The sequence below is a fragment of the Leptospira andrefontaineae genome (genome assembly GCF_004770105.1).
Classification (GTDB): Bacteria; Spirochaetota; Leptospiria; order Leptospirales; family Leptospiraceae; genus Leptospira_B; species Leptospira_B andrefontaineae.
In genome coordinates, this window is the sequence record NZ_RQEY01000018.1 from 81,000 (window position 1) to 106,267 (window position 25,268).

Annotated in this window: 18 protein-coding genes; 7 read left to right on the forward strand and 11 right to left on the reverse strand. The window is 39.9% G+C overall.

Annotated features, from left to right (window positions below; genetic code table 11):
* Positions 1-168 precede the first annotated feature (168 nt).
* The gene (locus EHO65_RS12075; RefSeq protein ID WP_135774640.1) at positions 169-2,514 is read right to left on the reverse strand and encodes a sensor histidine kinase; all 2,346 of its coding nucleotides are present in this window, start codon (positions 2,512-2,514) and stop codon (positions 169-171) included.
* A gap of 81 nt (positions 2,515-2,595) precedes the next feature.
* On the opposite strand from EHO65_RS12075, the gene EHO65_RS12080 reads away from it, so the two are divergent.
* Together EHO65_RS12080 and EHO65_RS12085 are read left to right on the forward strand one after the other, a co-directional pair.
* Positions 2,596-3,426, forward strand: a complete 831-nt coding sequence (locus EHO65_RS12080; protein ID WP_135774642.1) for an enoyl-CoA hydratase-related protein — start codon at positions 2,596-2,598, stop codon at positions 3,424-3,426.
* 144 nt (positions 3,427-3,570) lie between these two features.
* Positions 3,571-3,837 carry a hypothetical protein gene (locus EHO65_RS12085; protein WP_135774644.1) on the forward strand — a complete coding sequence of 89 codons (267 nt, stop codon included), beginning with the start codon at positions 3,571-3,573 and terminating at the stop codon, positions 3,835-3,837.
* Positions 3,838-3,893: 56 nt separating this feature from the next.
* Here the strand turns inward: EHO65_RS12085 and EHO65_RS12090 are convergent, their stop codons facing one another.
* The 3 genes from EHO65_RS12090 to leuC form a co-directional block, all read right to left on the reverse strand.
* On the reverse strand, positions 3,894-4,811 hold the full coding sequence (locus EHO65_RS12090) for a lysophospholipid acyltransferase family protein (RefSeq protein WP_135774647.1): 918 nt from the start codon (positions 4,809-4,811) through the stop codon (positions 3,894-3,896).
* 127 nt (positions 4,812-4,938) lie between these two features.
* Positions 4,939-5,565, reverse strand: a complete 627-nt coding sequence (gene leuD / locus EHO65_RS12095; protein WP_135774648.1) for a 3-isopropylmalate dehydratase small subunit — start codon at positions 5,563-5,565, stop codon at positions 4,939-4,941.
* Positions 5,562-6,965 carry a 3-isopropylmalate dehydratase large subunit gene (leuC, locus tag EHO65_RS12100; protein WP_135774650.1) on the reverse strand — a complete coding sequence of 468 codons (1,404 nt, stop codon included), beginning with the start codon at positions 6,963-6,965 and terminating at the stop codon, positions 5,562-5,564. The genes leuD and leuC overlap by 4 nt, the downstream gene beginning before the upstream one ends.
* 92 nt (positions 6,966-7,057) lie before the next feature.
* Here leuC and EHO65_RS12105 point away from each other — a divergent pair, with 92 nt between their 5' ends.
* On the forward strand, positions 7,058-7,957 hold the full coding sequence (locus tag EHO65_RS12105) for a LysR family transcriptional regulator (RefSeq protein WP_135774652.1): 900 nt from the start codon (positions 7,058-7,060) through the stop codon (positions 7,955-7,957).
* A 19-nt stretch (positions 7,958-7,976) separates the two neighbouring features.
* Here the strand turns inward: EHO65_RS12105 and EHO65_RS12110 are convergent, their stop codons facing one another.
* Complete coding sequence (locus EHO65_RS12110) at positions 7,977-8,978, reverse strand: alpha/beta hydrolase (protein ID WP_135774654.1); 1,002 nt, start codon at positions 8,976-8,978, stop codon at positions 7,977-7,979.
* A 132-nt stretch (positions 8,979-9,110) separates the two neighbouring features.
* The gene (locus tag EHO65_RS12115) at positions 9,111-9,542 is read right to left on the reverse strand and encodes an Rrf2 family transcriptional regulator (RefSeq protein WP_135774656.1); all 432 of its coding nucleotides are present in this window, start codon (positions 9,540-9,542) and stop codon (positions 9,111-9,113) included.
* A 180-nt stretch (positions 9,543-9,722) separates the two neighbouring features.
* Between EHO65_RS12115 and EHO65_RS12120 the strand changes: the two genes are divergently transcribed.
* Together EHO65_RS12120 and lsa20 are read left to right on the forward strand one after the other, a co-directional pair.
* Positions 9,723-11,201, forward strand: a complete 1,479-nt coding sequence (locus EHO65_RS12120; protein ID WP_135774658.1) for a discoidin domain-containing protein — start codon at positions 9,723-9,725, stop codon at positions 11,199-11,201.
* Between the two features lie 4 nt (positions 11,202-11,205).
* Positions 11,206-11,793 carry an LIC11469 family lipoprotein adhesin Lsa20 gene (lsa20, locus tag EHO65_RS12125; protein WP_135774660.1) on the forward strand — a complete coding sequence of 196 codons (588 nt, stop codon included), beginning with the start codon at positions 11,206-11,208 and terminating at the stop codon, positions 11,791-11,793.
* An 8-nt stretch (positions 11,794-11,801) separates the two neighbouring features.
* Here lsa20 and EHO65_RS12130 read toward each other — a convergent pair whose 3' ends face one another.
* The 5 genes from EHO65_RS12130 to EHO65_RS12150 all read right to left on the reverse strand — a co-directional run bounded on the left by EHO65_RS12130 (position 11,802) and on the right by EHO65_RS12150 (position 17,520).
* A complete protein-coding gene (locus EHO65_RS12130; protein WP_135774661.1) occupies positions 11,802-12,404 on the reverse strand; it encodes an MORN repeat-containing protein in 603 nt (200 codons plus the stop codon).
* Positions 12,405-12,446: 42 nt separating this feature from the next.
* Positions 12,447-14,138, reverse strand: coding sequence for a glycosyl hydrolase family 67 (locus EHO65_RS12135; protein ID WP_135774663.1), 1,692 nt, complete (start codon positions 14,136-14,138; stop codon positions 12,447-12,449).
* Positions 14,139-14,142: 4 nt separating this feature from the next.
* Positions 14,143-15,009, reverse strand: a complete 867-nt coding sequence (locus EHO65_RS12140) for a DMT family transporter (protein ID WP_135774665.1) — start codon at positions 15,007-15,009, stop codon at positions 14,143-14,145.
* Positions 15,010-15,152: 143 nt separating this feature from the next.
* The gene (locus EHO65_RS12145; protein ID WP_135774667.1) at positions 15,153-16,220 is read right to left on the reverse strand and encodes a fatty acid desaturase; all 1,068 of its coding nucleotides are present in this window, start codon (positions 16,218-16,220) and stop codon (positions 15,153-15,155) included.
* Positions 16,221-16,377: 157 nt separating this feature from the next.
* Complete coding sequence (locus EHO65_RS12150; protein WP_135775224.1) at positions 16,378-17,520, reverse strand: AraC family transcriptional regulator; 1,143 nt, start codon at positions 17,518-17,520, stop codon at positions 16,378-16,380.
* 438 nt (positions 17,521-17,958) lie between these two features.
* On the opposite strand from EHO65_RS12150, the gene EHO65_RS12155 reads away from it, so the two are divergent.
* Positions 17,959-21,540: a tryptophan 2,3-dioxygenase gene (locus EHO65_RS12155; RefSeq protein WP_135774669.1), complete on the forward strand. Its 3,582-nt coding sequence runs from the start codon at positions 17,959-17,961 to the stop codon at positions 21,538-21,540.
* A gap of 5 nt (positions 21,541-21,545) precedes the next feature.
* Complete coding sequence (locus tag EHO65_RS12160) at positions 21,546-25,262, forward strand: Ig-like domain-containing domain (protein ID WP_135774671.1); 3,717 nt, start codon at positions 21,546-21,548, stop codon at positions 25,260-25,262.
* Positions 25,263-25,268 lie beyond the last annotated feature (6 nt).

Consider the following 25,268-nt stretch of genomic DNA (forward strand, 5'->3'; position numbering starts at 1 on the left):
AGGAGCAACCTGATTCGGTATATTCACAAAATAAATAAAATATTATAGAAATCGAAATTTGATCCAATTCAAAGAAATTCGATGAAAACGGATACTTAATTAATAAATAGAATTAAGAACCTTCTATAAGATCGGAATTCCTACAATAACGTAAGTTTTCGTAGGATATCAATTTAAGGGGGAAAGAGACTGTAATTCTATGATCATTTTCGTACCATGATCCAACTCACTTTCTGCATAAATTCTGCCATTTAGAGCTTCTACTTGAGACTTGGTGAGAAATAGTCCAACCCCTCTTGCATCTGGATGTCTATGGAATGTTTTATGTAAACCGAACAGTTTGCTTTGGTATTTATTCAGATCTATCCCTAATCCATTGTCTTCTACGATCAGTAAATATTTATCTTCCACAATTTCTGTTCGGATTTCTATCTTTGGAATTCGATGGGAAGATCTATATTTAATAGAATTTGAAATTAGATTTAATAAGATACTTTCCAAGTAAGTCTTATCGTATTCGAATTCTTCGAGTGCGGAGAAGTCGAAGCGGACCTCAGCGGAAGTTTCCAGGATTTGGCCTTCTAAAATTCTCAGGATCTTTTTTAGGATAGAATCGAATCTGACTGTTTCAATCTTTCTTCTCGTCCCTTCTTGTATTTTTAAAACTTCTACTAAGCTGTCTAAGGTCTCTTGTAAATAATCCACAGAAATCTTGAATTTTCCGACTAAAGAATGGACTTCTTCTTCAGATTGGGCTTCTTCCACCAATTCCACTAGGGAAATCAAATTGCTTGTAGGAGCTCTTAAATTATGAGAAGTGATATGTGCGTAGTTTAGAAGTTGTGCATTCTTTCTGCCCAATTGGTCGGCTAAAATTTCCAATTGTAGTTTTGTATCTTCCAGTCTTTCTAAATATTCCTGAGCGCCCGATACATCCGTACCGATTCCTAAAAACCCGGAAATTTTAGAATCATAACCTTTGACAGTGGTGATGATCATTTGTGCAGGGAAAACGGTTCCGTCCTTTCTTCTGTATTTCCAGATCCTGGAATCGTATGATTCTCTTTTGGCAACCTCGCTAAATATATCGAAACCTTTAAGTTCTTTATTATAAAGTTGGCTTAGTTCTTTGCCTCTTTTACTTGTATCTTCTTTGTCGTGGAGTATTTCAGGTGTATATTTACCGATCAATTCTTCTTCCGAATATCCGAATAGATTCTCGGCTCCCTTGCTGAAAACCGTGATTACTCCTTGTAGATCCGTTTTAATAATAGCGACTTGGGTAGCCGAATCTAAGATCTGTTTCATCTCGTAGTTGATCGCCATTAACGATTGTTCTGCGATTTTCTTTTCAGTGATATCTTCTATCTGTGAAACAAAATATAAAAAGTTATCTAATTTATCCCTGACGGAGGAAACGCTTAGGTTGATCCAAATAATGGAACCATCTTTTTTGAAGTAGCGTTTTTCCATTTTGTAGGATTCAATCTTATTGTCTAAGATCTGTTTTACGAATGATAAATCCTTTTCTAGATCTTCCGGATGAGTGATGTCTTGGAAGGTGAGGGAGTGAAATTCAGCTTCTGAATATCCTAACATCTCACAAAGTTTTCTATTTACTTTTAACCATTTTCCTTCAGAAGAAACGACTGCCATTCCAATCCCATTATTCTCGAACGCCCCTCTGAACATGAGTTCACTTAAGACAAGGTTATCTTGATTCTTTCTGGATTCTTGGTCTGCAAGTTTGATACGGGTGATATCCCAATTTGTTCCGATCATTTGGATCGGATTCCCTTCCGAATCTCTGAAAACTGCGGCAATTGCTTTTATATAATGAACAGATTTATCGGGCCAAATAATCCTGAATTCAGTATCGAATTCTTTTCTTCCAGCAACTGCATTATAAAAATCTTCTATAGCTCTGGTCTTATCTTCCGGGTGTAGTGACTTCTCCCAAGCCTCATATGCACCTGAAAATTCCGTTTTCGGAATTCCATATAGCTTATACATTCCTTCGTCCCAGACTAGAACGTTTTTTATCAGATCTAGATCCCAGATCCCGACATTTGCCGCTTTTGTCGCGAGTTTTAATCTTCTATTACTTTGTCTGAGAGATTCACGATCTGCTTTTGGTTTTGTAATTTCTTGGAGTAAGAATATATATTTGCCTGAACCGCTTGTAGAAGATTCTAAATACCGAATTCCGACCTTAAAGTATAAAAAATCTCCGTTTGATCCGGCGATCTTCAATTCGAATGCCTCCGGATTTTGTCCGCTTTTTGCGGATCCAATTTCTACTTCTAATTTTGTCCTGTCCGTAGGATGGATCTTTGTGAGGAAAAGTGAGAGAGAAATTTCGGATTCGTTTAAACCTAAACGTTTAGAGAGTTGAGAAGGGATCTTGCAAAGATTTAGATCTTCCGTTTCCCAAACATATGTGTCCAGAAGTTCGGTTAGGAAATCTAGGGTTTGAGTGGATTTGGTTTTTCCGAGTTCTTCTTTTTGAGACATACCAGGTTTAACTCGGGTCAATGGAATCTTAGACGTAAGATATTGGAAGTCAACACCAAACAAAAAAGTTCTTTCTGTATTATGGATCTAGTTTCTTATTTTGGCATGTCTGATCTCCCATTGATTACAAATATTCACGAAGTCCCAGGTGGTAAAATTTTCCAGATCACCATGAATCGCCCGGAAGTTCATAATGCAGTGAATAAGGAAATGGCAGATCTGTTTGTAGAAGCATGGAGAACTTTTCAAAAGGATCCCGAACTTACGGTAGCTGTTTTACATGGAGCAGGTGATAAGGCATTTTGTTCCGGAGCAGATCTTTCCGGTTTGGATAAAATGGCAAATCTGTATCTAAACCAAGAAGAAAGAGAAGAATATGCTAAGAACGATCCTGGTCCTTTAGGAGGATCAAGGATTGTTCAAAAAAAACCTGTGATCACTGTATCTCATGGTTATACATACGCAGGCGGTTTGGAATTATTTTGTCATGGCCATATTCGTATTGCGGAGCCTCAGGCAATCTTCTCTGTTGCTTGTAGAAGATGGGGAGTTCCTCTAGTAGATGGAGGCACTGTTTATCTTCCAAGATTGCTTGGTTGGGGATCTGCATTACCACTCATACTAACAGGGCAAAGGATCCGCGCAGAGAGAGCTTACCAGCTTGGCTTAGTATGGGAACTTGTTAAAAAAGGAAAAGGTTTAGAAAGAGCATTCTCTTATGCCACCCAACTTTGTAGGCAACCTAGAGATGCAATGTTTGCGGATCTAAATTCTGCCTTAGACGGTTGGAATCTTACTGTAAAGGAAGCCTTAACATTAGAAGCCAGAAATACTTTTCCGGTAATGGAAAGCAAAAGCACCAAAGAAGGAGTAAAACGTTTCTTAGATGGAGATCGTTTCTGGTTTCGTTAGAATATAATAAGCTTAAGCATTCTCTATATCTAAAATTGTATTGTTGATTCCGAAGAATAGTGATCTAATCCTAAAACCATTGCGGTTCCTTATCAATCAGATATTATTTGGAAAAATCTATCTGCCATAATATGGAGAATGTTTATGCGATCTAAAAAAAGGATTTTGATCTTACTATTGGTTTTATTTTCGTTTGGTTTTGTAAATTGTGATGCTTATGACGATTTATACGGAACCGGAGATGATAAGAGTGACAAAAAAAATTGCAGTGCAGCTGCTGCGTTGTATTTAAGCTGCTCTAACGAAAACCCGGGATATGCAAATACTGCATGCTCTTCCCAATATCTATTGGCTGCAGCAGCTTGTGGTTATGGCGGGGGAAGTGGAGGCGGCGGCGGGGGAGGTTACTAAACTTTCTCCCCGAGTTTTGAAAGCGGATCAGCAATTGTTTGATCCGCGTTTTAATTTTATTTCTGTCCTGAAAGAATTTCTACATTCCATTCTTTTAAATTAGTTAATACAAAATTCAAAAGTGTTTCCTGGGCTTTTTTAGAATCTTTGGTGTCTATTTGAGCTCCGAACTTCATATGGATCTTTCTGTCTCTATATAAGCTACCTAAATCCTTCCAGATCTTACCGTTTTCCCAAAAATCAGTTTTGATCGCAAATGGTACTACCGGAACTCCAGCTCTGGAAGCAAGTTTGACCGCAATTGAATTGAATTCCGCAGGATTAAAAGTTCTAGTCCTTGTACTCTGAGGAAATACTACGATAGAAACTCCTTTTTTCAGCAGAGTAGCACCTTCTTCTAATACCTTGACTAAGTCTTCTCTTGGGTTGTCTCGTCCTACAGCGATCGGATCCCTACTTCTCATGATAGGGCCAAAATAACCCTTTATTAAACTTTCTTTAACTACATAGGTTAGTCTTCTATGAGGCACTAAAAAATAGGAAAAGACGAAAGTTTCTAGAACACTCATATGGTTTCCCGCAAAAACCACAGGCCCCTTAGGAGAAATAACATTCTCTAAATTTTCAATTTGGAATTTTCCTTGGCAACCTTCGATCAAGTCCAAGATCCCACCCGATAATTCAATCCAACGAGGATCGAAAAACTTTCCTTTTAGAGCAGTTTGCCTTGCGATCATGATTTGTCGGAAGTATCCGTATAAAAATGTAAGATCTGAACCGAGTAGGACCCGATCTAAGAGCCATCTTCTTCGATTGGAAGGAGTGACATATCTCAAGCTCACTCCTTCTCTCAGCTCGATCCTTTGTCCCAATTCTTCCTTGGTTAAGTCGTAGATCCCGGTTTTTAAGGCTGAGTCCGGGATTTTGACTATAGGTGTTGTGATCTTATCATGAATGGATTCTGTTAAACTCACTCTAGGTTCCTTTTAGAAGCGAAAGAATGACGAACATATTAATTTTCCCCGAATTCTTTTCCAGCTAATAAAAGGTTTTTTAAGATCTATTGTGCAGAGCACCGTTACAAAAATTTCCGGGAGAAGATCACCAGTGCACTTCCAAAAACGGTTTTTCTACTTTGCGTTTCTCTTCGAAATTTAGGATCTCTTTTGCATTTTTCAGAGTGATATCAATATCGTCTAAACCTTCTCGGATCCGGTTCACAGAAGCGGGATCCAAATGAAAGAAGAAGGTTTTATCTCCCGCTTGCACTTCCGAATTTTCCAGATTGATCCTGATTTGAGATCCTGGATTTTTAGAAACCCATTCATTTAGATATGTGATCTCTTCTTCTTTCAAACGGACTAATGCGATCCCATTCTTTGCGGAATTAATGGAGAAGATATCCGCGAAAGAAGGAGCTAAAATCGCTCTGAATCCGAAATCTGCAAGTGCCCAAGGTGCATGTTCTCTACTAGAACCGCAGCCGAAATTTTTTCCTGCTATAAGAACGCTTGCATTTTTAAATCCTTCCCGATTCAGAATAAATTCAGGATTTGGAATATTTCCCTCTAAGTCTGAATATCTCCAATCATGAAAAAGATGTTTTCCAAAACCTTTCTTATCTATTAATTTCATAAATTGTTTTGGAAGGATTTGATCCGTATCAATATCCTCTCTTGGGATAGAGATCGGGACTCCGGTATGTATCGTCCAAATTTTTGAGCTCATGCTAATTTCCTCACATCTGAAAATTTTCCGGTCACTGCGGCAGCCGCTGCCATAGAAGGACTTACCAAATGAGTTCTCCCACCTCTACCTTGTCTTCCTTCAAAGTTTCTGTTGGAAGTGGAAGCGCATCTTTCTCCCGGTTTTAATACGTCGTCGTTCATTGCAAGACAAAGAGAACAACCAGGCTCTCTCCATTCAAATCCAGCATCTTTGAAAATTTTATCTAAACCTTCCGATTCCGCCTGACGTTTTACAGAACCTGATCCAGGAACGACCAAAGCTTGCACATTAGGATGGACTTTTTTTCCTTTGGCAACTTCTGCTGCGGATCTCAAGTCTTCTATCCTAGAATTTGTGCAGGAACCAATGAATACCTTATCGATTTTGATCTCAGAAATTGGAGTTCCGGGTTTTAAACCCATATACTCTAACGCGTTCTGAGCAGTTTCTTTTGCTCTTGGATCTTGGAATTCTTCCGGGTCAGGAACTACAGCTCCGATCGACAAAGACTGAGAAGGATTTGTTCCCCAAGTGACCTGGGGTTCTATTTTAGAAATATCTAATTCTATAATCTCATCGTATACAGCGTCTTTATCTGTGAAGAATGTTTTCCAATATTCGACTGCTTGATCGAAACTTTTTCCTTTTGGGATCAATTTTCTATCTTTCAAATAATCGAATGTGATCTGATCAGGAGCGATCAAACTTGCTCTTGCTCCTGCTTCTATACTCATATTACAAATAGTCATTCTTCCTTCCATGGAAAGGGAATTTATCCATTCTCCCTTATATTCCATGGTAAAACCTCTTCCTCCTGAGGTTCCTATTTTCGAGATCAATTCCAAGACGATATCTTTTGCAGTGATCCCAAAACCGGGCTTGCCGATAAAACGAACCAACATTGATCTTGTTTTGGCTTGTTTTAAAGTTTGAGTGGCAAGCACATGTTCCACTTCACTTGTTCCTATTCCGAAAGCCAATGCACCGAATGCCCCATGTGTTGCAGTATGAGAATCGCCGCATACGATAACTGAACCTGGGATAGTAAACCCTAACTCCGGACCCAAAACGTGTACGATGCCTTGCTCAGGATCTTCCGGACCGAATAGACGGACTCCGAAGTCTTTGCAGTTTTTTTCCATTGTATCTATTTGCAATCTGGAGACAGGCCCTGCTGCATCTCTATTCTTACGATCTCTTGTGGAAACATTATGATCCACAACTCCGAAGGTAAGATCGGTCCTTCTTATATTTCTATTCTTAGTTCTTAAACCTTCGAAAGCTTGGGCAGAAGTCACCTCATGAAGAATATGACGGTCCACATATAATATAGATTCTGAGTCAGAATCCTCTGAGATCCGATGACTTTCCCAAATTTTGTCGTATAAAGTTTGTCCCATATTTCCCTCTCGGTAAAGAAGGTATCAAATTTACTGATATAATGCAAATAAATTGGTTTTATAAAATATATAACTAAAAGTTATATGTTCTTATGGAATTCAGACAGATCATATATTTTCTGGAAATTTCAGAATCAGGCACATTCCAAAAGGCAGCTTCCCGTTTGGGATTAACTCAACCGGCTCTCTCTAAACAGATCTATCTTTTGGAAAAAGAATTAGGCGTTAGTGTTTTGGAAAGAGGAGGGAGATCTGTCCGACTCACTCACGAAGGAGAAAGATTCTACCAGTATTCTATCCGTATGAAAGAATTATGGGAAGAGATCCAAGATGCTTTCTCCAAGGAGAATGAACTAAAAGGAAATTATTCCATATCGGCTGGAGGGACAGTTTCTGCTTGGATCCTACCTCAGATCTTAAAGGAGATACTGAAAAAAAGACCAGGACTTTCTCTTTCCGTAAGAGAAGGGGACGCCGGGGAAACTAAGGATGCAGTATTGAAGGGAGAAGTGGATCTAGGGATATTGACGGGTCCGATCTCAGAACCTAGTCTGAATGTTTTGGAATTTTTATCGGACCAGATCTTTCCGGTGGCTTCTAAGGATCATCCGCTCTTTCTAAAAAAGAAAATTAGAATAGAGGATCTAAAAAAACAATCTTTTGTATTATTCCATCCAGGTTCCGCTCTTAGGAAAGTAGTTGAGAAGAGGATAAAATCATTCTCTAAAGAATTTGGTCCTAAGATCGCAATGGAACTTAGGAGCGTAGAATCGGTTATCAAATCTTTGGAAGCAGGGCTTGGGATAGGATTTTTATCCGAATATTCTATCAGCCCAAAATTAAAAAAAATAAAATTCGAAGATTGGAACACGGAAAGGAAATTTTATCTTTGTTATCGTAAAAAATCCGGACCTGGACTTGCTCTACTTGCTGAAGAAATTTTAAGATCTGCGAAGGAATGGGGATCTGCGAAAGGACCTTCTTCCCTTTAAAAGGAAGAAGGTGATCATCTTATTTTACTCCGGTTTTATGCAAGAAGTCCAAAACTTCTTTTTGGACTTTCTCCTTATCGGAGAATACATGTTTAGAAGTCAAAACATGGCTTCCTATTTCTATTTGAGCCTTTGTATTAAGAGGATTCGGATTATCTCCTCCGATCTTATCAAAACCTTTTAACATAGCAGGCACACTTGCCGTTTTGTCTTGATGATCCTTGTCCTTATAATAATATACTAATAGAGTAGGAACCTTTATATTTTCCAAACTATGTTGGCTGAGAACGAATTTAGTCGCGTTACTTACGTGTTGGATCGCGGCTAAATATTGATCCTTATACCAATGTTCGTAATAATGTTCTCCAATTCCATCATCCGGTGTTTTAGGAGGAGACTTTCTGATCTTTCCTTGGACTGTTTCTCCGAATGTCATTCCACCCGGGTAGAAGAATATTTTAGCCAAAGGAACGGCAAAATCAAAGAATGGGGAGAATAATACCAGATCCTTGATCTTATCCGGATACTTTCCAGCCAGATAAACAGAGATCAAACCGCCCATACTTGTTCCCATAAGTATAGTTTGATTTCCTAATTTATCCATCATTAATAAACTTTCTTCAGCCACGCGTAGGTATTCAGTAAAAGGAGTATCCCTATGATCTTCATTATTTGTTCCATGACCAGGGAGTCTTAAGTAGTATGTATTTGCCTTGAGAGAGGCAGAAATTTTATCTACAGTTTCTTCTCCTTCTGCGCGGGACGCGCCGAAGCCATGTATATAAAGAATTGCATATTCCGTTTTACCGGCAGAGTAACGGATCAGCTTTTCTTCCGAGCCTTGTCTACCTTTGAGTGATTTGGTCTCTTCTAATTTAGTTTTATAAAACGAATCAAAACTTTGAGTTAAGTCCGCCTTTGGATGGAATTCGTATTTGGGAAATGTAGCGTAATAGATCCCCAAATAGGCGATAAGCACAGCACCGAGGCCAATCGAAACCCGTTTGAATATTTTTTTCATCCTTCTCTCCAATTATTTTGCGGATTGAAATGAGCGACGAAAAGAATATTAGGAACCCTTTATTTTGAGGCAAGGATTTTTGTTGGAAGAAATATGAGGATTTAGACCGAGTTCTTCTTTAACTAACGGCGCTTATGCCCGCTTTTTCTTTTCGGAATCCAATTGGAAAAGCACATCTGAAAGATGGAACTCACCTAGTTTTGCTTCTAGCGCGGATTGAGCCTCTTGGAAAATTCCAGTCAAAGTGGTTTGTATTTTTTTGCCCACAGGGCATTTCGGGTTGGGCTTATCATGGATGGAGAATAAAGGACCCTCTGTTTCCACTGCCTTATAGATCTGTAAAAGTTGGATCTCTTCCGGAAATTTAGCGAGTTTTGCTCCTGTCACACCTTGTTTAGAAACTACAAGGCCCGCCTTTTTCAATTTTCCTAGGATGTTTCGGACTACCACCGGGTTAGTCCCAATGCTATCCGCCATAATTTGGGAAGAACTGGCTTCTTCTCCATCCTTGTCTATCAAGGAAAGAATATGGATCGCTATGGAATATCTGCTCGGAATCGACATCTTTCCCCCTTAGTTGATATTGGACGATATGATCGGATTCGCCAATCATATTTTCGAACGGCAAAAGTACCTAGGAACTCTCCCGGCAGGGAATAAAAAACAAATATGAGTCTATTTTTTCGTTTTCCCCTGGTTTAAGAAATATATTTCTGATTTCTGCAATTTCTCGGAGGCAATCCTATGTTCGCCAAATATTCGACTCTATTATTAGGGGCATTGTTCTTTTTTCACTGCGGTAAAAAGTTGCCGGTTTCTATGATCACGGCTACTTCCATGGATAGTGGGCTTCCGTTCGAGATATTGGATGGGAAAAAATGGAGACCGGAAGAAGGTGCCAAATTTGTTAAACTTCATTTTTATCCGGACGAGACCTTCTTATTATCCAAGATAGAAGTAGAATCCTGCAATGGAGACTTCTCAGATCCTATCACCGCCTATATTAATTTTGATGAATATAGTCAGGAATTGTCCACAGGATCCACTGCTGCAGTTACCTTTGACGCACCTAAAAGTACTCGATCCGTAACTTTTAACTTTCATAGAAATGCAAATCTATGTGTCCAAAAGGTAAACTTCTACGATGACAAGGGTTCCAAGATGAAATGGAAGGGGCCAAAAGTTGTAGAAGCAACTGTTTCAGCATCCGAAACAGCTAAGCCAAATCTTTCTTATGATGTGATGAACTTATTCGATTCTCGATACGAGTACGCTTGGGCTTCCGACAAAAAAGGACCGGGAGTAACTTTAGATTTCGACTTTAAGGAAACACAAAAGATAAAATCTATCAAGATCTGGAACGGTTACCAAAGATCCGACAGACATTGTCAAACCAATGGAAGATTAAAAGTAGCAACTCTTACCGGTGATAATGGTTTCGAAGAAAAGATAGAAGTGGGAGATATCATGGGGCCTCAGACCATCCAATTCTCCAAAACTTTTGAAGGTAAAAAATTAAAACTTAAAGTAGATTCTATTTATACAGGAAAAGATTATAAAGGATTAGTTATTAGCGAGATCCGTTTTTCTGACGGAGATGATTGGATCTTACCAAATCCGATGGAACAAGTTAAGAAGATCGCAAAAAATAATTTTTTCCAATTCTCCGCAGCTAATATAGATAATGTTCTGAACTGGAGTTATGTGGGAGGAGAATATACGGGAAATATTCCTGCTGCAACTGCAAGTGTGGAACAACAACAAGCACAAACTACGGAAGGTTCTCCAGCGGAAACATCTGGAGAAGAAGGTCAGACCCCGGAAACCGGTTTAATCTCTTCTAACTGGACCTTACGTTTAAGATCTGACGGAAGTCTTTTCTTTGAAGGAAATACTACGGAAGCGGATGGTGATAGCCAAATTAATAAAAGTTTCTTTGCATTAGGAAATTATGAAGTAAAGGAAGCTAAGCCTGACGGTTTGAAACTTCGTATATTCGGTCTTGTTCGTAAAATGACCCAAAAAGAGTATAACGAAGATTATTACGGAGGGGACTGCAATGGTTGTGGAAGGGACTGCAATAATAGCCAGGATTCCGAGAATGGAGAGAAAATTTTCCAAGAACAGATCCTTCTTCGCAAATCGGGAAATAAACTTTTTATAAAGAATGAAAATCCGGGAAAAGTTTTCCAATTTTCTACTTTAGAATTGGTTCAGGAATAATTTTTTGTTTAGAAAAATTTTCCCTCCACTTTTCATTTTGATCGCACTTTTGCTTTCATGCGAAAAGGAAAAAAGTTCTGATCCTTCTTTTTCCCTGAATCTATCCGGGAAAAAGGGGGGAGTTCCAGTTCGAATCGATTGGATCTACAAAGGTTTTCCCGGAGAGATGAAAATTTATGAACTGGCCTCTCAAAGGCCGGTTCAGCTCTGGGATACGAATACAGTATTGGATCTGAATCTGGCTCCTGTTTCTAGTTTGATAGAAGGTTCAAAATTGGTTTTGGGTCCCGGGGAAACTCGTAAGTTTGCATTGGTATATAAGAATGAAACAAAGGAGAAACTTTACTTCTTCGCGGCTCCTCACTCAGTCAATCCGCCTGAATTCGGTTTTGGTTTTAAATTTAAATGTCTATGTGTGAACCATCTATTCCAAGTAGAACCGGGTTCCGTTTGGTATAGAATTGTAGAAATTCGCACAATGCCTAACTGGGCGAGTGATCCATTTCAGATCACTCATACTTTGGTGAGGGTTGATCCAAGCCAGGCAAAAGAATGGAGTAATTCAGGAACACATTCTCATTCAGATGAATGAGAATATTCTTATTGTTGAGTTTGAGGTGTAGCAGCCGGATCCGGTTTTACACAAACCAAAACCTTATTTTCCAGATAACATTCAGTTTCTGTTCCGTCTTTTTTGGTATAAGGTCCAGGATTAGAATTGCTGGAGTCAGTAAACTCAGTCACTAGAACGCTTCCATCGGTGAATGTAACTTTGCCGGAACCTTTAATGATCCCTTTTGCAAAATTTCCTCGGATTACCGTTCCATTGGAGTAGAAATACATTCCATCTCCTTCTTTCAGATCGTTTACATAAATTCCTTCGAACTTGTCGCCATTCTTGTAAACGAATTTACCTTTACCTTCTCTCATTCCGCTACTGAATCCACCGGTGTATATATCTCCTGTAGAATATACATAGGTGCCTGTGCCGTTCTCACAATTGCCTGATTCGCAACGGCCGTCTTCAGCTTCTTGGTCTGGATTGATAGATCTGTTGGAAACAGAGTTTGAACCCTCTGATCTGGCTGTACTCGCGCTTGTATTGCTGGAAGATTCGGAAGAATCCTTTGTTTCCCCGGAAGAACAGTTGAATATTATAAAAAATGCGAAAATGGAACAGGTAACTGTGAAAATTCGAGCCATAGTAAAATTTTTGACCCTAAACTTAGTTTCGTCAATCCGATTTCACTGTAATAATTCTCTGACTGGCATTCCTTGGCGGTTGATAAAGTCGGGGAGTTTGTTCTTGATCCCCAAAAATACCAAATAGTAGATTTTAAGCAAAATCGGATGAAATAAGATTTTGTCGCGTAACCGGTAATGGCTCCTGCCTCTTAGAAATAATTTAAGTATAAACCCGATCAATCTGGAAGGTTCGGACTTGGATGCCTGGAATTGGAAGCGGAACGTTTTAGGATATTTTTTATGATATTCTTTTGCGAGCCTTTTGGATGCCGCTAATAGGCCTGAGTTTTCCGTATAGAGTAGTTTTCTTGCGTTTAAGATGAGTCTGAATGTCTTTTTCTGGAATTGGGAATTATAAGGTAGATCTAGTTTTTCAGAGATCTTCTTCATACGAGAAAGTTTGGAGAATGCTTCTTCTCCTAATTGTAGAGACTCTTTCGGATTAGGATTTAAGTAGTGGTATAAAGATCGAAAAGGATCGGAAACTGTGATCTTGTCCCATGTGATATGAAGAATGGGAGGGATCCGAACACGATGCATATAAAAACTTTGTCTGGCAAATCCAGGATCATATAAAAGATTTAGGATTAATTCTTCACTTAATCTCAAAAATTCTATAAATAGATCCGCATTCTTTCTGCCGTAAAATTTATGCAGAATATCTTCTAAACTTTTTTCCGGCTTAGTAAATAGCTGAACTGAAACGAATGTATTCAATTCATTCCAATAAGAAGAACGTCTTAAAAATGTGATATTTTTGAAGGAAGACCAACCTCCAGTTTGTGTCCAAACACTGATCCCAGCAATATTCGATTTTCCTAAAAGTTCCGATCTATATTTTTCATACATCCAGCCTACAAAACTTGGGTATTCTCCGAAACCTTCGTATTCTCTTCTTGCCTGTAATTCTAAAAGTTTAGGCTTATCATCTTCGAAAAATAGAGGATTGATCGGAAGATATCTAAAAAAATCACCTTCTCCATATTTTAAAGAAATGATTAGGGATTTACTTTGTATATCTTGGAATACCTTACGATATGTTTTCGGATTCCAGATCAAATCTCCTATTTCATATGCTCCTAAAGTCCAGGTCCTGAATATTAATATTTTATTATATTTTTCGAAAATAGGCAGGATTTCCTTCAAGAATGAATTTGCCTGGTTAGGGTTTTTGAGCAGAAGTTTACTTCGGAAATCCCCAGTAACGTCTACTCCGTCCGATTCGCCGATCCTAAGAACAATTCCTGAAATTTCCGCAAAACTTGAAAATAGATCTTCTAAGGATTCTTTGAATAATTGAATGATCTTGTCCAGGTTTCCGTTCGTATGTTCCAGAATAGAATCATTGATGGAGAAAAAATCGCTGGTGATAAATACTTTCAATCTTTGAGAAGAAGCGATCTTAAATAGTTTTTTATATTTTTTACGATAGGAAGAGATCTTTCGTTTTAGATCTTCCGGATAAAAATCCCTTTCGGAAAGATAACAAAGTTCATCCAGACTAATCGCATTAAATCCTAATTTAGAAATTCTTTTAGTGTATCTATAAAAAGATTCCCTGACCCTTTTATGTTTTTTCTTAGAAGGTAGAGAAGATTTTTCTAAATGAGCTAAAGGAGCCTTGGACCAATTCTGATGTTTTTCTTTGGATTCCAGAAAGAAAGGAGCAGATCCGTCTACAAGTGCAAACATTCATCTATTCCGTTTTTCTTCTATATCTAAAAGATTCGAGGGCCGCTGCAAATAAGATCAAAGCACCTCCTATAAATTCTTCCTTTCTGGGAACTTCTTGTAAGATGGCCCAGGCAAGGATTGCGGAATATACAGGTTGTACAGTGGATAGTAAACCTGCGGTTTTGACCTTCATCTTGAACACAGACTTGATATAGAACGTATGTCCGACCGCAGTAAAGAATACCCCTAATAGAATGACCAGTCCCCAATCCTTAGGAGTGATAAATAGATCTTCGAATAACAAGATCGGACTTAATACAAGGCAAGTAATAGCAGTTTGGTGAAACATCACTTGTGTTGATCCATGTCCTGATAAATATTTTTTGGTGAGAATATTCCTGAATGCCATTGCCCAGGATGATGAAAGACCGAGTCCTACCCCCAGAAGGTATTTGTTTTCTATATCAAAACTTGGGACGAGTATCCACATTCCGAATAGAACAAGCACCGCGAGTCCAAGGTCGAGACTTCTGATCTTAGAAGGAAAAAATAAAGGTTCAAGTAATACAGTCCAAACTGGATGAGTGAATAGCGTAAGCACAGCCACCGCGATAGTCGCTTCTTGTGCAGATGCAAAAAAAGTAACCCAATGAAATGCAAGAAGTACTCCTAAAGAAAATGAGATCCAATTTTCTTTTTTGGTAGGGAAGAAGAACGGTCTTTTTCTAAACCAAAGAACGAAACCTAATAAACTTGCGGCGAACAATGTTCTTCCCCATGTGATTAGGGAAGGGGAATAGGAAAGTACCTGGGCGAATAATACGTTTCCGCTGATTAAAATTTGGGAAACTTGGAATTCAAGATAGGTTCTAAGTCTGTTTTCCTGCATCTGGCAGGACTAATTTTAGATGCCTATTCGGAACGGAAAGGAATTACTTTTGCTCCTTAAACGATTTCTATGATTTGTAATAATCTAAAAAAGAAGAAGGATCCGGGTTTGCACCCGAATCCTATACCAAAGAAAAATCTGTTTTAAGCCGCTAGTGCCTGCTCTTTACCCAAACGATTTCCCCTGAAAATACTTCCGAAATCATTAAATCTAATCCCATAACGTTTCATCGCAGGGTGAACGAAAGGTGCCACCGCTTGTCTGAGATAAAAAGGCTGGTTCACTACGAAGTGATGTATTCCATGAGTGCTTCCAAAATTAAAACAGAATAGATGAAGAGGGAATAAAAACCAACTATTCAAAACTTGAGTTTGATCGTGAAGCCCCTTTACATCTCCATAATAATGCATATTAGAAGAAACAATCTGGATACTTGTTTGTCTGATCCAATTCGGGATTGTATAAACCACTGCCGAAATATTCAAGAAATGGCGGACAGTACCCAACCAAGCTGGAATTTCTAGAGGTTTTCCTAATAATTCATTTCCAATATAGAAAAGATTGATGAATAAAAAGTTATACCAAAGATGAAAATAGATCACAAGATAAGGCCAACTGGAACGAGTGATCTCACTTCTTTTGAACTTTGGAGCCTCTCTTCGTAAGATATGAGATTGGAATAAGAAGGACATATTCCCATCCATCATAGTGATAAAACGTTTTAATCCGAATTTCATTCCGTTCCCGATCAAACGTTCTTCTATATCTTCTTTATGACCGGATACCTTATGATGAAGAGTATGGATCATTCTTCTATACCAAGGACTTACCGTATTACCTCTAAAGATCCAGACCGTCCAGAACATGAAGTTTTGGATCTTTAGATTATCCTTATAATATAAATTATGAATTAAGTCGTGCTCAACTTCATGAAGAATGGATGCAAGAACCCCGTTCGCAACGATACAGGCCCAAGCAGGAATGAGCCCTGCAATATATAATCCTGCGAACAAGATCATACCTGCGGCGGAACCTAAGGTAATTGTAAGACCTAGTGCGTCTTGGTGTTTTAAGAATTCGAATTTACCACGTAATTTTCTGTCCCTGAATCGGATCCATTTCATGATCTTCTTACTTTTTTCTTTCTGAGACAATCTAGTATAAAGTTTGGTTGGAACCTGAGACGTCTTTCTTTCTGCAATGGCGATCATCGGTTTCCTCCGTTTTTGTTTTCGGTTGTCCATATCTTACGGAAATTTTCGGAAACAGTCGTCTCAATTGATCGAATGCAACTGGGTATTTGGTCCCAATCTATAAATTTTTACCGATCTTTCTAAGGAAGGCGCAATTAGTTTGGCGACAAACTGATTAACTCCCTCTGAATTCGGAAGGAGTTTTGCCGGTATGTTTTTGGAATGCTCTATGGAATGAGGATTTGGTAGCGAAACCAACTTCGAATGCTATGTCCAAGATCGATCTATCAGGTTCTTTTTGTAGAAGTTCGCAAGCTTCTTTGATCCTATAATCGTTCACAAACGCGGAGAAGTTTTTTCCAAGTTCCTGATTGATCAGTTCCGAGACCTGATGAGTGGAAAGTGCGAGTTCGTCTGCAAGATCTGCAAGCCCCAACTTCTCATCCCTATATAATTTTTCTTTTTCCATAAGTTGGGTAAGGCTGTCTCTGAGTGCGTGTCTATTCACTCCAGAGAGGAGGGAGCGTGCGTATTTTTGTCTGGTGGCCTGGCTCACTTCTTGGAGCACTTGGAAGAATGCGGGCCGCTTGTGTCCGATCAGGTAGGCGAGACAAAGACTTATCCCCATCATGGAGGAACAAGCGAGAAGAAAGATAGGCGATTTACTCGATAGGTAAACCGCGCCGAATCCAAGATTCACGAATGTAGAAATTACCATGAATGCTAAGATCCTTGCGGTCCATTCTTCTTGTAGTACCTCCCACCGAAGTAGGTCAGAACTTCCTTTTAGGATGAATAATATATAAAATACGAGGATTAGGATAGGGGAAGAAAGTAGGATCTCTCCTTCATTCCATCCGGTTTCTTTCAAGAAGATAGAGATCTTTTCTAAGATCCATTCTTGGGGGAGAAGGTACACTGCCAGGAAATATGCAACCCAGACAAGACCAGGTAGGATTAGATGCTTTTTCTCTAATCCTAAATAAGAGATTTCCTCTGAGTCTCTGTCTTGGCTTACGCTGTGAATTCCGAAAAGGATAGGGCCCACGGATGCAATAAGAGGAAATTGTATAAGAGAAAGCCTGGGAAATTCTACATACAAACCGGAAACTAAGAGCAGAAAGCTACCTTGTATTAGCCCCAAAATCAGGAAAATCAGGGCCAAAAGCCTGTTTAGGGCAGACTTATTCTCCATAACAAGCTGCCCGAGAGACATTAGAATTCCAAGTGCTGTTCCGAATTGGGTGATTGCCCAAAGGACCTGGAACCAAATCCCTGGATTGTAGTAACTATGACTTCCCATTGCGTCTGGAGGCATGGCAGGGAGAATGAAAAAATATGAGCAAGTTGTCAAGGATTCCCTTTGCGATTTGCAGCCTCTCTTAGAGAGAAGAATTTTGTAGTCACTTCTACAAGTTAGAACGAAATCTAGAATAAATTTTATAAAACAGTTGTTCTTTTTAACCCATCTCCCAAGGGATAGAAGGGTAGTTTCGTTTTTTGTAATATAGTTTTAATTCGAATGGACAAAATTGAAGTCTCAAAAGATAGATTGAGACCTTCAATCGAAAAGTCCTATATTGAATAACAATTGTTATTTTAAAAACAACCCAAAATCAGCCGGAAACTTTTTATAGAGTCTCGCTTATTTTTTTTCAAATGCACCGGAAATATAAGCCTGATATAAGCCCGCTTTATGTAGCGATCGCTATGCTTTCCACACTTGGAAAGAAACTGTTAGGATAAGCTAATAGATATGAATATAAAGAAAGCACACATTCTTTTCTCGCTTTGTTTGGCTCTGGGGATGGGCTGTCAGGCAGGTGGAGAAAAATCAAGCGCGGATACTTTTTACGATAATATCGATTATAAAGGAATTCGCCTTTTTAATATATTTGATGATTATCCTTCCATCAAATCAGGTTTCCAAAGTTTAGAACCTATTCATTTTAATCTTAAATTAGAGTCTTCCATGACTATTCCTTATAGAGAGGATATCGTGGGATTCTTACGAGTTTCCGGAGATCTTCTTCTTAAACCGGAAGCTCATGTGCGTCAGTCTCTTCTTAGAGTTCATTCTCTTTTAGATCGTATAGAGAAGGCGCCGAATAGCGCATTCGATACTCTTCAACCATGGTTGGAATCTTTACGCACGTATCGTAGACCTGTACTTCGCAATATGGCACCGCTTAGCCAAACTGCTTTGAAGTATATGTATACAAATTATTCCAAAGAAACTATGGAAACTAAGTTCAAAGAGGTTTCCGCAGTATTAAAAGATCCTGAAATTCGTATCCTTTTCGTGGAATTGGAAGATGTGCTGGATAAAGCAATCAACCGAAACACGAATGCGAAACAAGCGATTGTAGGTCTTTTACAAGGGATGGTAGATCCTTCTCTCATTTCTGACAGAGTGATGAAAGAGAAAATGATCCAGATCATTTCCGCTCTTGGAAAATCCTTCCGCCAAAGAGCTGGTTTTAGCGACGCTAAGTCTTCTGAAACGGTTCTGAAAAACTTGGTAGTTAATTTAGAAAAATTTTATACTGCAGGCGGTTCCGTTTATTCCGATCCGGCCTTTGCTGATTATAGAGATGCTACTTATCCTACAGAGTTTGCTACTGTACTTAGCGAATCCTTCCGTTATTTGAGACCAATGCTTGGAAGAGGAGGGAATTATACTTCTGATCCAAACGTTATTCTTTCCTTGGAAATGGCTAAAAATTTTGCCAAGTTCGACTTCTCCTCCGGTGTAACCGGTGTTGATCACTCTCTTCGTGAGTTGATCCGTATGGATGCTTCCGGATTGGATAGAGCGGATCCTGCAAATATTACAAGCAGCCCGATTACCGCATTAGAATCGTTGATGTTCATCCTAACCTTATCCGACACTTACGGATTCCGTTGGGAAAATCCTGCTGATACTTCTATGATGAGACTGGAGCCGAACGGTTCCGGTAACGGTGGTCCGATGACCGGTGGAGTTCTTACTGTAGGTGACAGTATCTATTCTATGAAGTCAGCGATGACCGGCAATATCGGTATTAAAGCTTTCATGAACCAAAGCTCTAACGACGCTGCCGTGTTCAAGAATGGAGATGCAAGCACTCCGACTGCACTTTCTATCGGGATCAATACTCCAACGTTGACCTTATTGGAAGCTCCGGATCCGGCTATTATCCCTGCTGCAAACGATCCTGTTTATACTAAGACCATACCATTTATCATGAAATTAATCCGCACAGTCCTGATCTCAGGCGGCGGGCCTTATTATAATAAGAACCGAGTGGATTCCAGCGGGAATGTTCTTACTTTGGATGGGAAATTATATAGAGATTCAAACGGTGTAGACCTAATCTACAAAGAATCTTGGAATACTTCGGAATATAGGGTCAAGGTCTCAAATACTGCCAGCGGCTCTTGTACCGGCGGTACTATTTGTAAATGGGTAGGTCCAGGCGGAAGAGAGACTAACGCAGTTGTTGCAAACAATTCATTCACACCTGTTGCATCAGGGCAGAACGCTTCCGGTGCAAAAGGTTGGAGTATACCTGTTTGGGAAATTCCAAAAGATAATACAACTGAAAGAGCAGTGAATACGGACGAGGAAGCGCTTTATAAGAACTTCCAGTGGCTTCTTCATGAAAAACGAATGGTGGCTGTGATCCCACTTCGCGCTTCTTTGGGTGCAGGGGTTCCATACAAAATGGCTGCCTTTGTTACTCTGATCGCTAACGGTATGACCGGTCTTATGAACGCAAGACCTGTTCTACAAGACGGATCTGCATGCGCGGACCGTATCAATGCGATTTGGAAAATTAAAAATACTTTCTTAAAACCAGGATGTGCAAGTTCTACTCAACCGAATTTCAGACAACCTGGAGTTCCGATACTCCAAGAGAATTATTCCGATATTCCTGGCGATAGTATGTTCTATCTAGAAGCATGGGATTACGGAACAAGCGGTGCTAATTCCTTGACCTTTAATAGCTTGGGAGATGCTTCCGTTTATAGTATCTTCTATCCTGATCCTGAAAATTCTTACGGAGTAATTCCGCAAGTAATCGCAGCTAACTTTGCAGTGATGGAAAGACTTTCTTTCTTAACTCCGGATAAGGTTCTTCCTTCCGGTGCGAACGTTGCCTACGGAAAATCCGTAGAAGAAGCTTGGGGACAAAGAAATAGACTTCTTCCTTTAATACTTTCTCTTGCATGGACCTTGGATGACCAAGCAAATCCAAGCTTGAACAAAAACCCGTTCCAAATACTAACTGGACTCAGTGCAGCTCTAACAAGACCACTTCTTGCAAGAATTACGGATCCGGAACCTAATAGTGGAGGAAGAACGATCGATGTAGTTAAGATCGTGAACTCTGATGCAAGTGTAAGAAGTAACTCTGCAACTGAAGGTGAATATTTCTTCAGATATCTGGATCCTGTTTCGAGCAAACCGGTACGTTCTCCACTTTCTATCTTAGCTGAAAACGAAAGAAGATACCAAGACGGGTTATTAAACCTAATGTCCAGAACGGATCTTCTATCCACATTTGTGCAGATGCTTGCCGAGATGGGGAAACCGGAAAGAGCAAGCGGTGCACTTCTTACGTTCCAATCCATTGCGGATCTGATCGGAGAAATAAAACTTACGAATGAAGCTCCAACAGCAGTTCAGTTTAACTTAGAAGCATACTTGGGAGAAGTTAGAGATATGCTCGCGGCATTCCCTGACTCTCGTGTTGCCAATATTTATGATCCTGAATGGGATAGGCTCGGGAATTGGGCAGTTCGTTTAAGGGATTATTTCGATCCTGATTCCGTTTATAGTTTGATCCCAACCTTGGATTTCTCCATGGACATGATCATAGACAATATTCCTACCAACACTCAATTGGTATCGATCGTGGATCTTCTGGGCGGACTCACTCGTAATGAGAGTAGCGTCCAGGATTACTTAATTACGAATTTATTAAGTGTAGATACGGCGGATCTTGCACAAGTCTCCGCTCCTTACGGAAGAAGCACCGTGGGAGTGTTGATGGGTATCGTTAAGACCGGTGAATTCTATTCTTACTTAGAAGCGGATATGAGAAGTCCGCATTCACTCAAATCCATATTCAAAGACGCTAAAAGACTTTTGGTGTCGGATATGATACAAACACAAAGAAAAGACGAAAGCTCTCTGATCTATACGGCGGGAGTGTTGATGGGTATTTTTGCGGATCTTGCTTCTACGGGTAAAAAACAATTCCCGGATGGGTTCGTATTCTACGACAGATTTAACGAAGATGAAAACTCTGACACCTATTGGGATAGGTTCGTTACGGTATTCACCCGGTGAGAATAATGAAGAGAATTTTTTTGGGAAAAATAAGTCGAGGGCTGGAAATGAATCTGAAAAATATAAAAGTTTCTAATGTCGATAAGGGAATCAAACTCGCGATCCTTTCTATTTTATGGGCAGGTGTCTTAGTCGGATGTAGCCCTGAAAAGATGAAAGGATTTGCAATGTCGGATGTTTTCGACCTAGGATTCTTTTCAGGCGGAAGAATATTTGGGGCGAATCCGAATCTTCAGCCTCCGTATAACAGTGTGGATAATGACACTGCGGTTCTTCCTGTGGATTTCGGTTCTACCAGTCCTCAGGCAACTTTATTTATCAACTCCACTGAAAACGTGGATAGATACAAAGAGTTGGAGATCCGTTTTTCCCACCCAATGAATAAAACCACAGTAGAGGCAAACTTTACTATCAATGGTACTACTGGAAATCTTTCCGGGCCTAATCCTGGCGGAGAATTCTACTGGATGAGCGGTCAGAAACTTCGTTTCAATCCTTACAGAGAATTAAAACCGGCCGAGTCTTATACGATTACAATTACTCCGGATGCCGCAACAATCGGTGGAGTAGCTCTGGAAAATTATACGATCACTTTCAGGACTGGGTTAGATTATAGTCTTACAAATAAGATTACCCAAGGTAGCCAATATACTCTGAACGGAACGAATGATATGACATTCGACCAATCAGCAGCTTTAACATTGGCTTCTACCTATTCAAATCCTGTTGTAGGTGAGAATTATATCCAATCGGTCCTTTTGAAAAAAATAGGTTCTAATAATTCTCAAGATATTTGTACCACTGCTCCTTGTTCTATGAGCGGTACTATTTCCTTAAACCTAAGCACTTCTCAAGTTCCTCCTACAGTTGGTGGGAATACCTACTATTATGAGATCGCTACTACGAACGGAAAAACTTTCCGCAAGTATTTCAGCTTTAACTACGGTAAATTGGAGAATGCGAACGGCGTTCTTCCTTACGTAGCAAACGGTGTAATGGATGAAGCGCAGATGCTTCCATTCTTAGGAAAAGCGATCCAGAAATATACTACTGGTGCTTTCAAAGTTAAGGATGCAACCGGAGTTCCTCGTACTTTCCAAGAATTCTTATTAGGAATGCCTGATTTTCCTAAGAAAAAATTCTTTGAGAATGGACAATGGACCATCGGCGAAGCTTGTATGAGACAAGACGGTAAGATGTCCGGTAACGCAAACGAAGCTGCATTTAAGGATTTCGATTATATTCCTGTGTTCGGAGCTAAATCTGGCGGAGCAGGAAGAGGATATTGTTGGGTAAGGCACCCTGATTGCGTGACAGACAACGGACCTCCTTTTCATCCTAAAAAAAGAAATGGGATAGATAGAGACCAATGGTGGAATATATACAATAGTAATAATTGTGGCCAAAACCAGAATAATGCGAATTATCCTCAGGCTTGTAAGAACTTATTCCATTGGAATGAGGCTGCTTGGAGTCTTTGTCATTATCCTACCGACGTGAAATCCTACAAAAACGGTGGATATACTTCTACTGTATTCTCTACATTTGGTAGACCGGAAGGAGATATTACATCAGCTGGAGAAGACTTATTAGATTGTGCATTCCCAGCATGTTTCTTCGATTCCTATCATATCGAAAAAATCGCTCCGGGACCATTCTCTAAATACAGCGCTATCTTGAACGTAGCTTCCGGTGGAATTGCAGACGGTAGTGCTGCGATTACCTTGGACGTATACGTAACGGATATGAGACTTCCTAAGTTCGTCCGATGCGGATCGAATAATGCAACTCATGGTTGTGCGGCAGGAACTGGAACCCAATTAGGAAACGTTGTTGCTGACTTAAAAGTGAACCCTGGCTCAGGAGCAGTAAATCCTGGATTGGGACTGGATCTAAAATCCAGATACACCGAAGTGGATCTTTTGGTTGTATCTCGTTTCGAGGATTGGTATGGAGCATTCAACGGACCAGGAGCTCTGCTCGTATTCAGAACTACTGCTAAGTTGAACTGGGATCCGGCAGTCGAGGGAGTTTTAAATCCGAACGGTTACGATTGGAATGACGTAAAACTTTCCAAACCACGTTTGGCCTTAGCTCGTACTCGTAACAATATGACTGTGACTTCCGACGGTTTGATCAATATGACCGTTAAGACTCCTTTCACTGTAAATGACGATTACTTCCCTGATAATCCTAGCATCGCACAGATACTCTCGAATTCGAATAACTTCTTCATTCGTCCATGGGCAAACCCATTACATATGTCTTTAGCTGGTTTATATCCTGGAGAAGATACTTCCGACTTCATGTATACGGCTCCAATGACTTACATTCATGGTAGTGAAGGTTTTAACACTATCATCGAAGCTCTCGTAGGTAGAGAAGAGTTGAGTAATATGGCGAACCTGACTGTGGATCAAGTAAAACAGATCATCACACAATATATGCTCAGAGATATCGTACAAAGGATTGCTCCGAACGTTCTGAACTCAGTGATTGCTGACTTAAGAGATACTGGAGTAACTATTACTTTACCAAGTTATCTTCCTGCTCCTCTTGGAAACTTCCCATTAACAGTGAAGTTCAAACTGAATACGGATGCAGCAATCAAACATGATGGAACCAATAAAGGTCTTGTGACTTCTTTGGACTTTGCGTTCACAAGCGGTTATAACCCTCCTGGCGGACTAAGGACCCAATCCGGAAAATCCGGAATGGTTACCACAAGAACTTGGAGTGCTGCGAATCCGCCTCCTTCTACTTATCAGTTCAGCCAATCTGCTGCGAACCCTGGGTTCTTGATCTCTATGCATACTGACACTATCTCTCAGGCTGCATTCCATTTATGGCAGAGAAGGGGATTGGATATCGTTCTGAATAAGGCATTCATCGATGGAATGAACGCATTTGCAGGAGCAGATCCTCTATTCGCATTAACCACTTCTTTCTTAAAGGCTTCTCCTTTGGTTACGATCCTTGTGCCAGGAAGAAACAAACTACAAGGTTTGAACGGTTCCAACGCGATTGCACCTCCGGTAAAATCTTTTGATGATATCGATATGGTGATGTCTCCTATCCATGCACCTAACGTGAAGTTCAAACCTATGACTTCCGCAGGAGTGCCTAAGATGAGATTGTATTTTACAGAAATGCAATTACAGATCATCGCTAAGAAACCAACTTCTTGCACAGGTCTCGTGGATGAAGAACTTACGGAATGCCAAGCAGATACAAGAGCGAATGGTTACCAACAAACTTTGGGAACAGTTAGGATCAGCTTTGCTGCGGATGCAGACTTCCGTTTCAAAATGTTCTCTAACCCTACCAATAACCCTGCACTTGCTAACTTAAACGCACTTCAGGTTATCTTGGATCCGATCAATAACTTGGATTATGCTGTAGAAGTTTTAGAGGGACAAACTTATAATCCATTCGGTTTGGACCCTGACGGTATTAAATCAGTGATCTCTCCGTTAGTCACCACTCTGGTGATCCCAATGGTAAACAGTATTATGAAAGAGATCCCAATGCCTCCGGATATCACCTTCCCTAAATTGATCAACCCTGCAGGAACTCAATCCTGTGCGATCAGCGCGAAGAGTGATAAGGTACAATTCTTCACCTTGAATTCACCTCAAGTTGCAGATCCATATCTGTTAGGAGGAATGAGATTTGTAGGACAAGCTGTAACAGATCCTGCATCTCTGATTGTCTGCCCTTAAACACTC

Coding starts and splice junctions, on each gene's coding strand:
- EHO65_RS12135 (WP_135774663.1), bottom strand. CDS start 14,138: ATGTTTGCACTTGTAGACGGATCTGCTCCTTTCTTTCTGGAATCCAAA.
- EHO65_RS12075 (WP_135774640.1), bottom strand. CDS start 2,514: ATGTCTCAAAAAGAAGAACTCGGAAAAACCAAATCCACTCAAACCCTA.
- EHO65_RS12140 (WP_135774665.1), bottom strand. CDS start 15,009: ATGCAGGAAAACAGACTTAGAACCTATCTTGAATTCCAAGTTTCCCAA.
- EHO65_RS12105 (WP_135774652.1), top strand. CDS start 7,058: ATGGAATTCAGACAGATCATATATTTTCTGGAAATTTCAGAATCAGGC.
- EHO65_RS12155 (WP_135774669.1), top strand. CDS start 17,959: ATGAATATAAAGAAAGCACACATTCTTTTCTCGCTTTGTTTGGCTCTG.
- leuC (WP_135774650.1), bottom strand. CDS start 6,965: ATGGGACAAACTTTATACGACAAAATTTGGGAAAGTCATCGGATCTCA.
- EHO65_RS12150 (WP_135775224.1), bottom strand. CDS start 17,520: ATGCCTCCAGACGCAATGGGAAGTCATAGTTACTACAATCCAGGGATT.
- EHO65_RS12120 (WP_135774658.1), top strand. CDS start 9,723: ATGTTCGCCAAATATTCGACTCTATTATTAGGGGCATTGTTCTTTTTT.
- EHO65_RS12145 (WP_135774667.1), bottom strand. CDS start 16,220: ATGATCGCCATTGCAGAAAGAAAGACGTCTCAGGTTCCAACCAAACTT.
- leuD (WP_135774648.1), bottom strand. CDS start 5,565: ATGAGCTCAAAAATTTGGACGATACATACCGGAGTCCCGATCTCTATC.
- EHO65_RS12085 (WP_135774644.1), top strand. CDS start 3,571: ATGCGATCTAAAAAAAGGATTTTGATCTTACTATTGGTTTTATTTTCG.
- EHO65_RS12110 (WP_135774654.1), bottom strand. CDS start 8,978: ATGAAAAAAATATTCAAACGGGTTTCGATTGGCCTCGGTGCTGTGCTT.
- EHO65_RS12130 (WP_135774661.1), bottom strand. CDS start 12,404: ATGGCTCGAATTTTCACAGTTACCTGTTCCATTTTCGCATTTTTTATA.
- EHO65_RS12160 (WP_135774671.1), top strand. CDS start 21,546: ATGAAGAGAATTTTTTTGGGAAAAATAAGTCGAGGGCTGGAAATGAAT.
- EHO65_RS12115 (WP_135774656.1), bottom strand. CDS start 9,542: ATGTCGATTCCGAGCAGATATTCCATAGCGATCCATATTCTTTCCTTG.
- EHO65_RS12080 (WP_135774642.1), top strand. CDS start 2,596: ATGGATCTAGTTTCTTATTTTGGCATGTCTGATCTCCCATTGATTACA.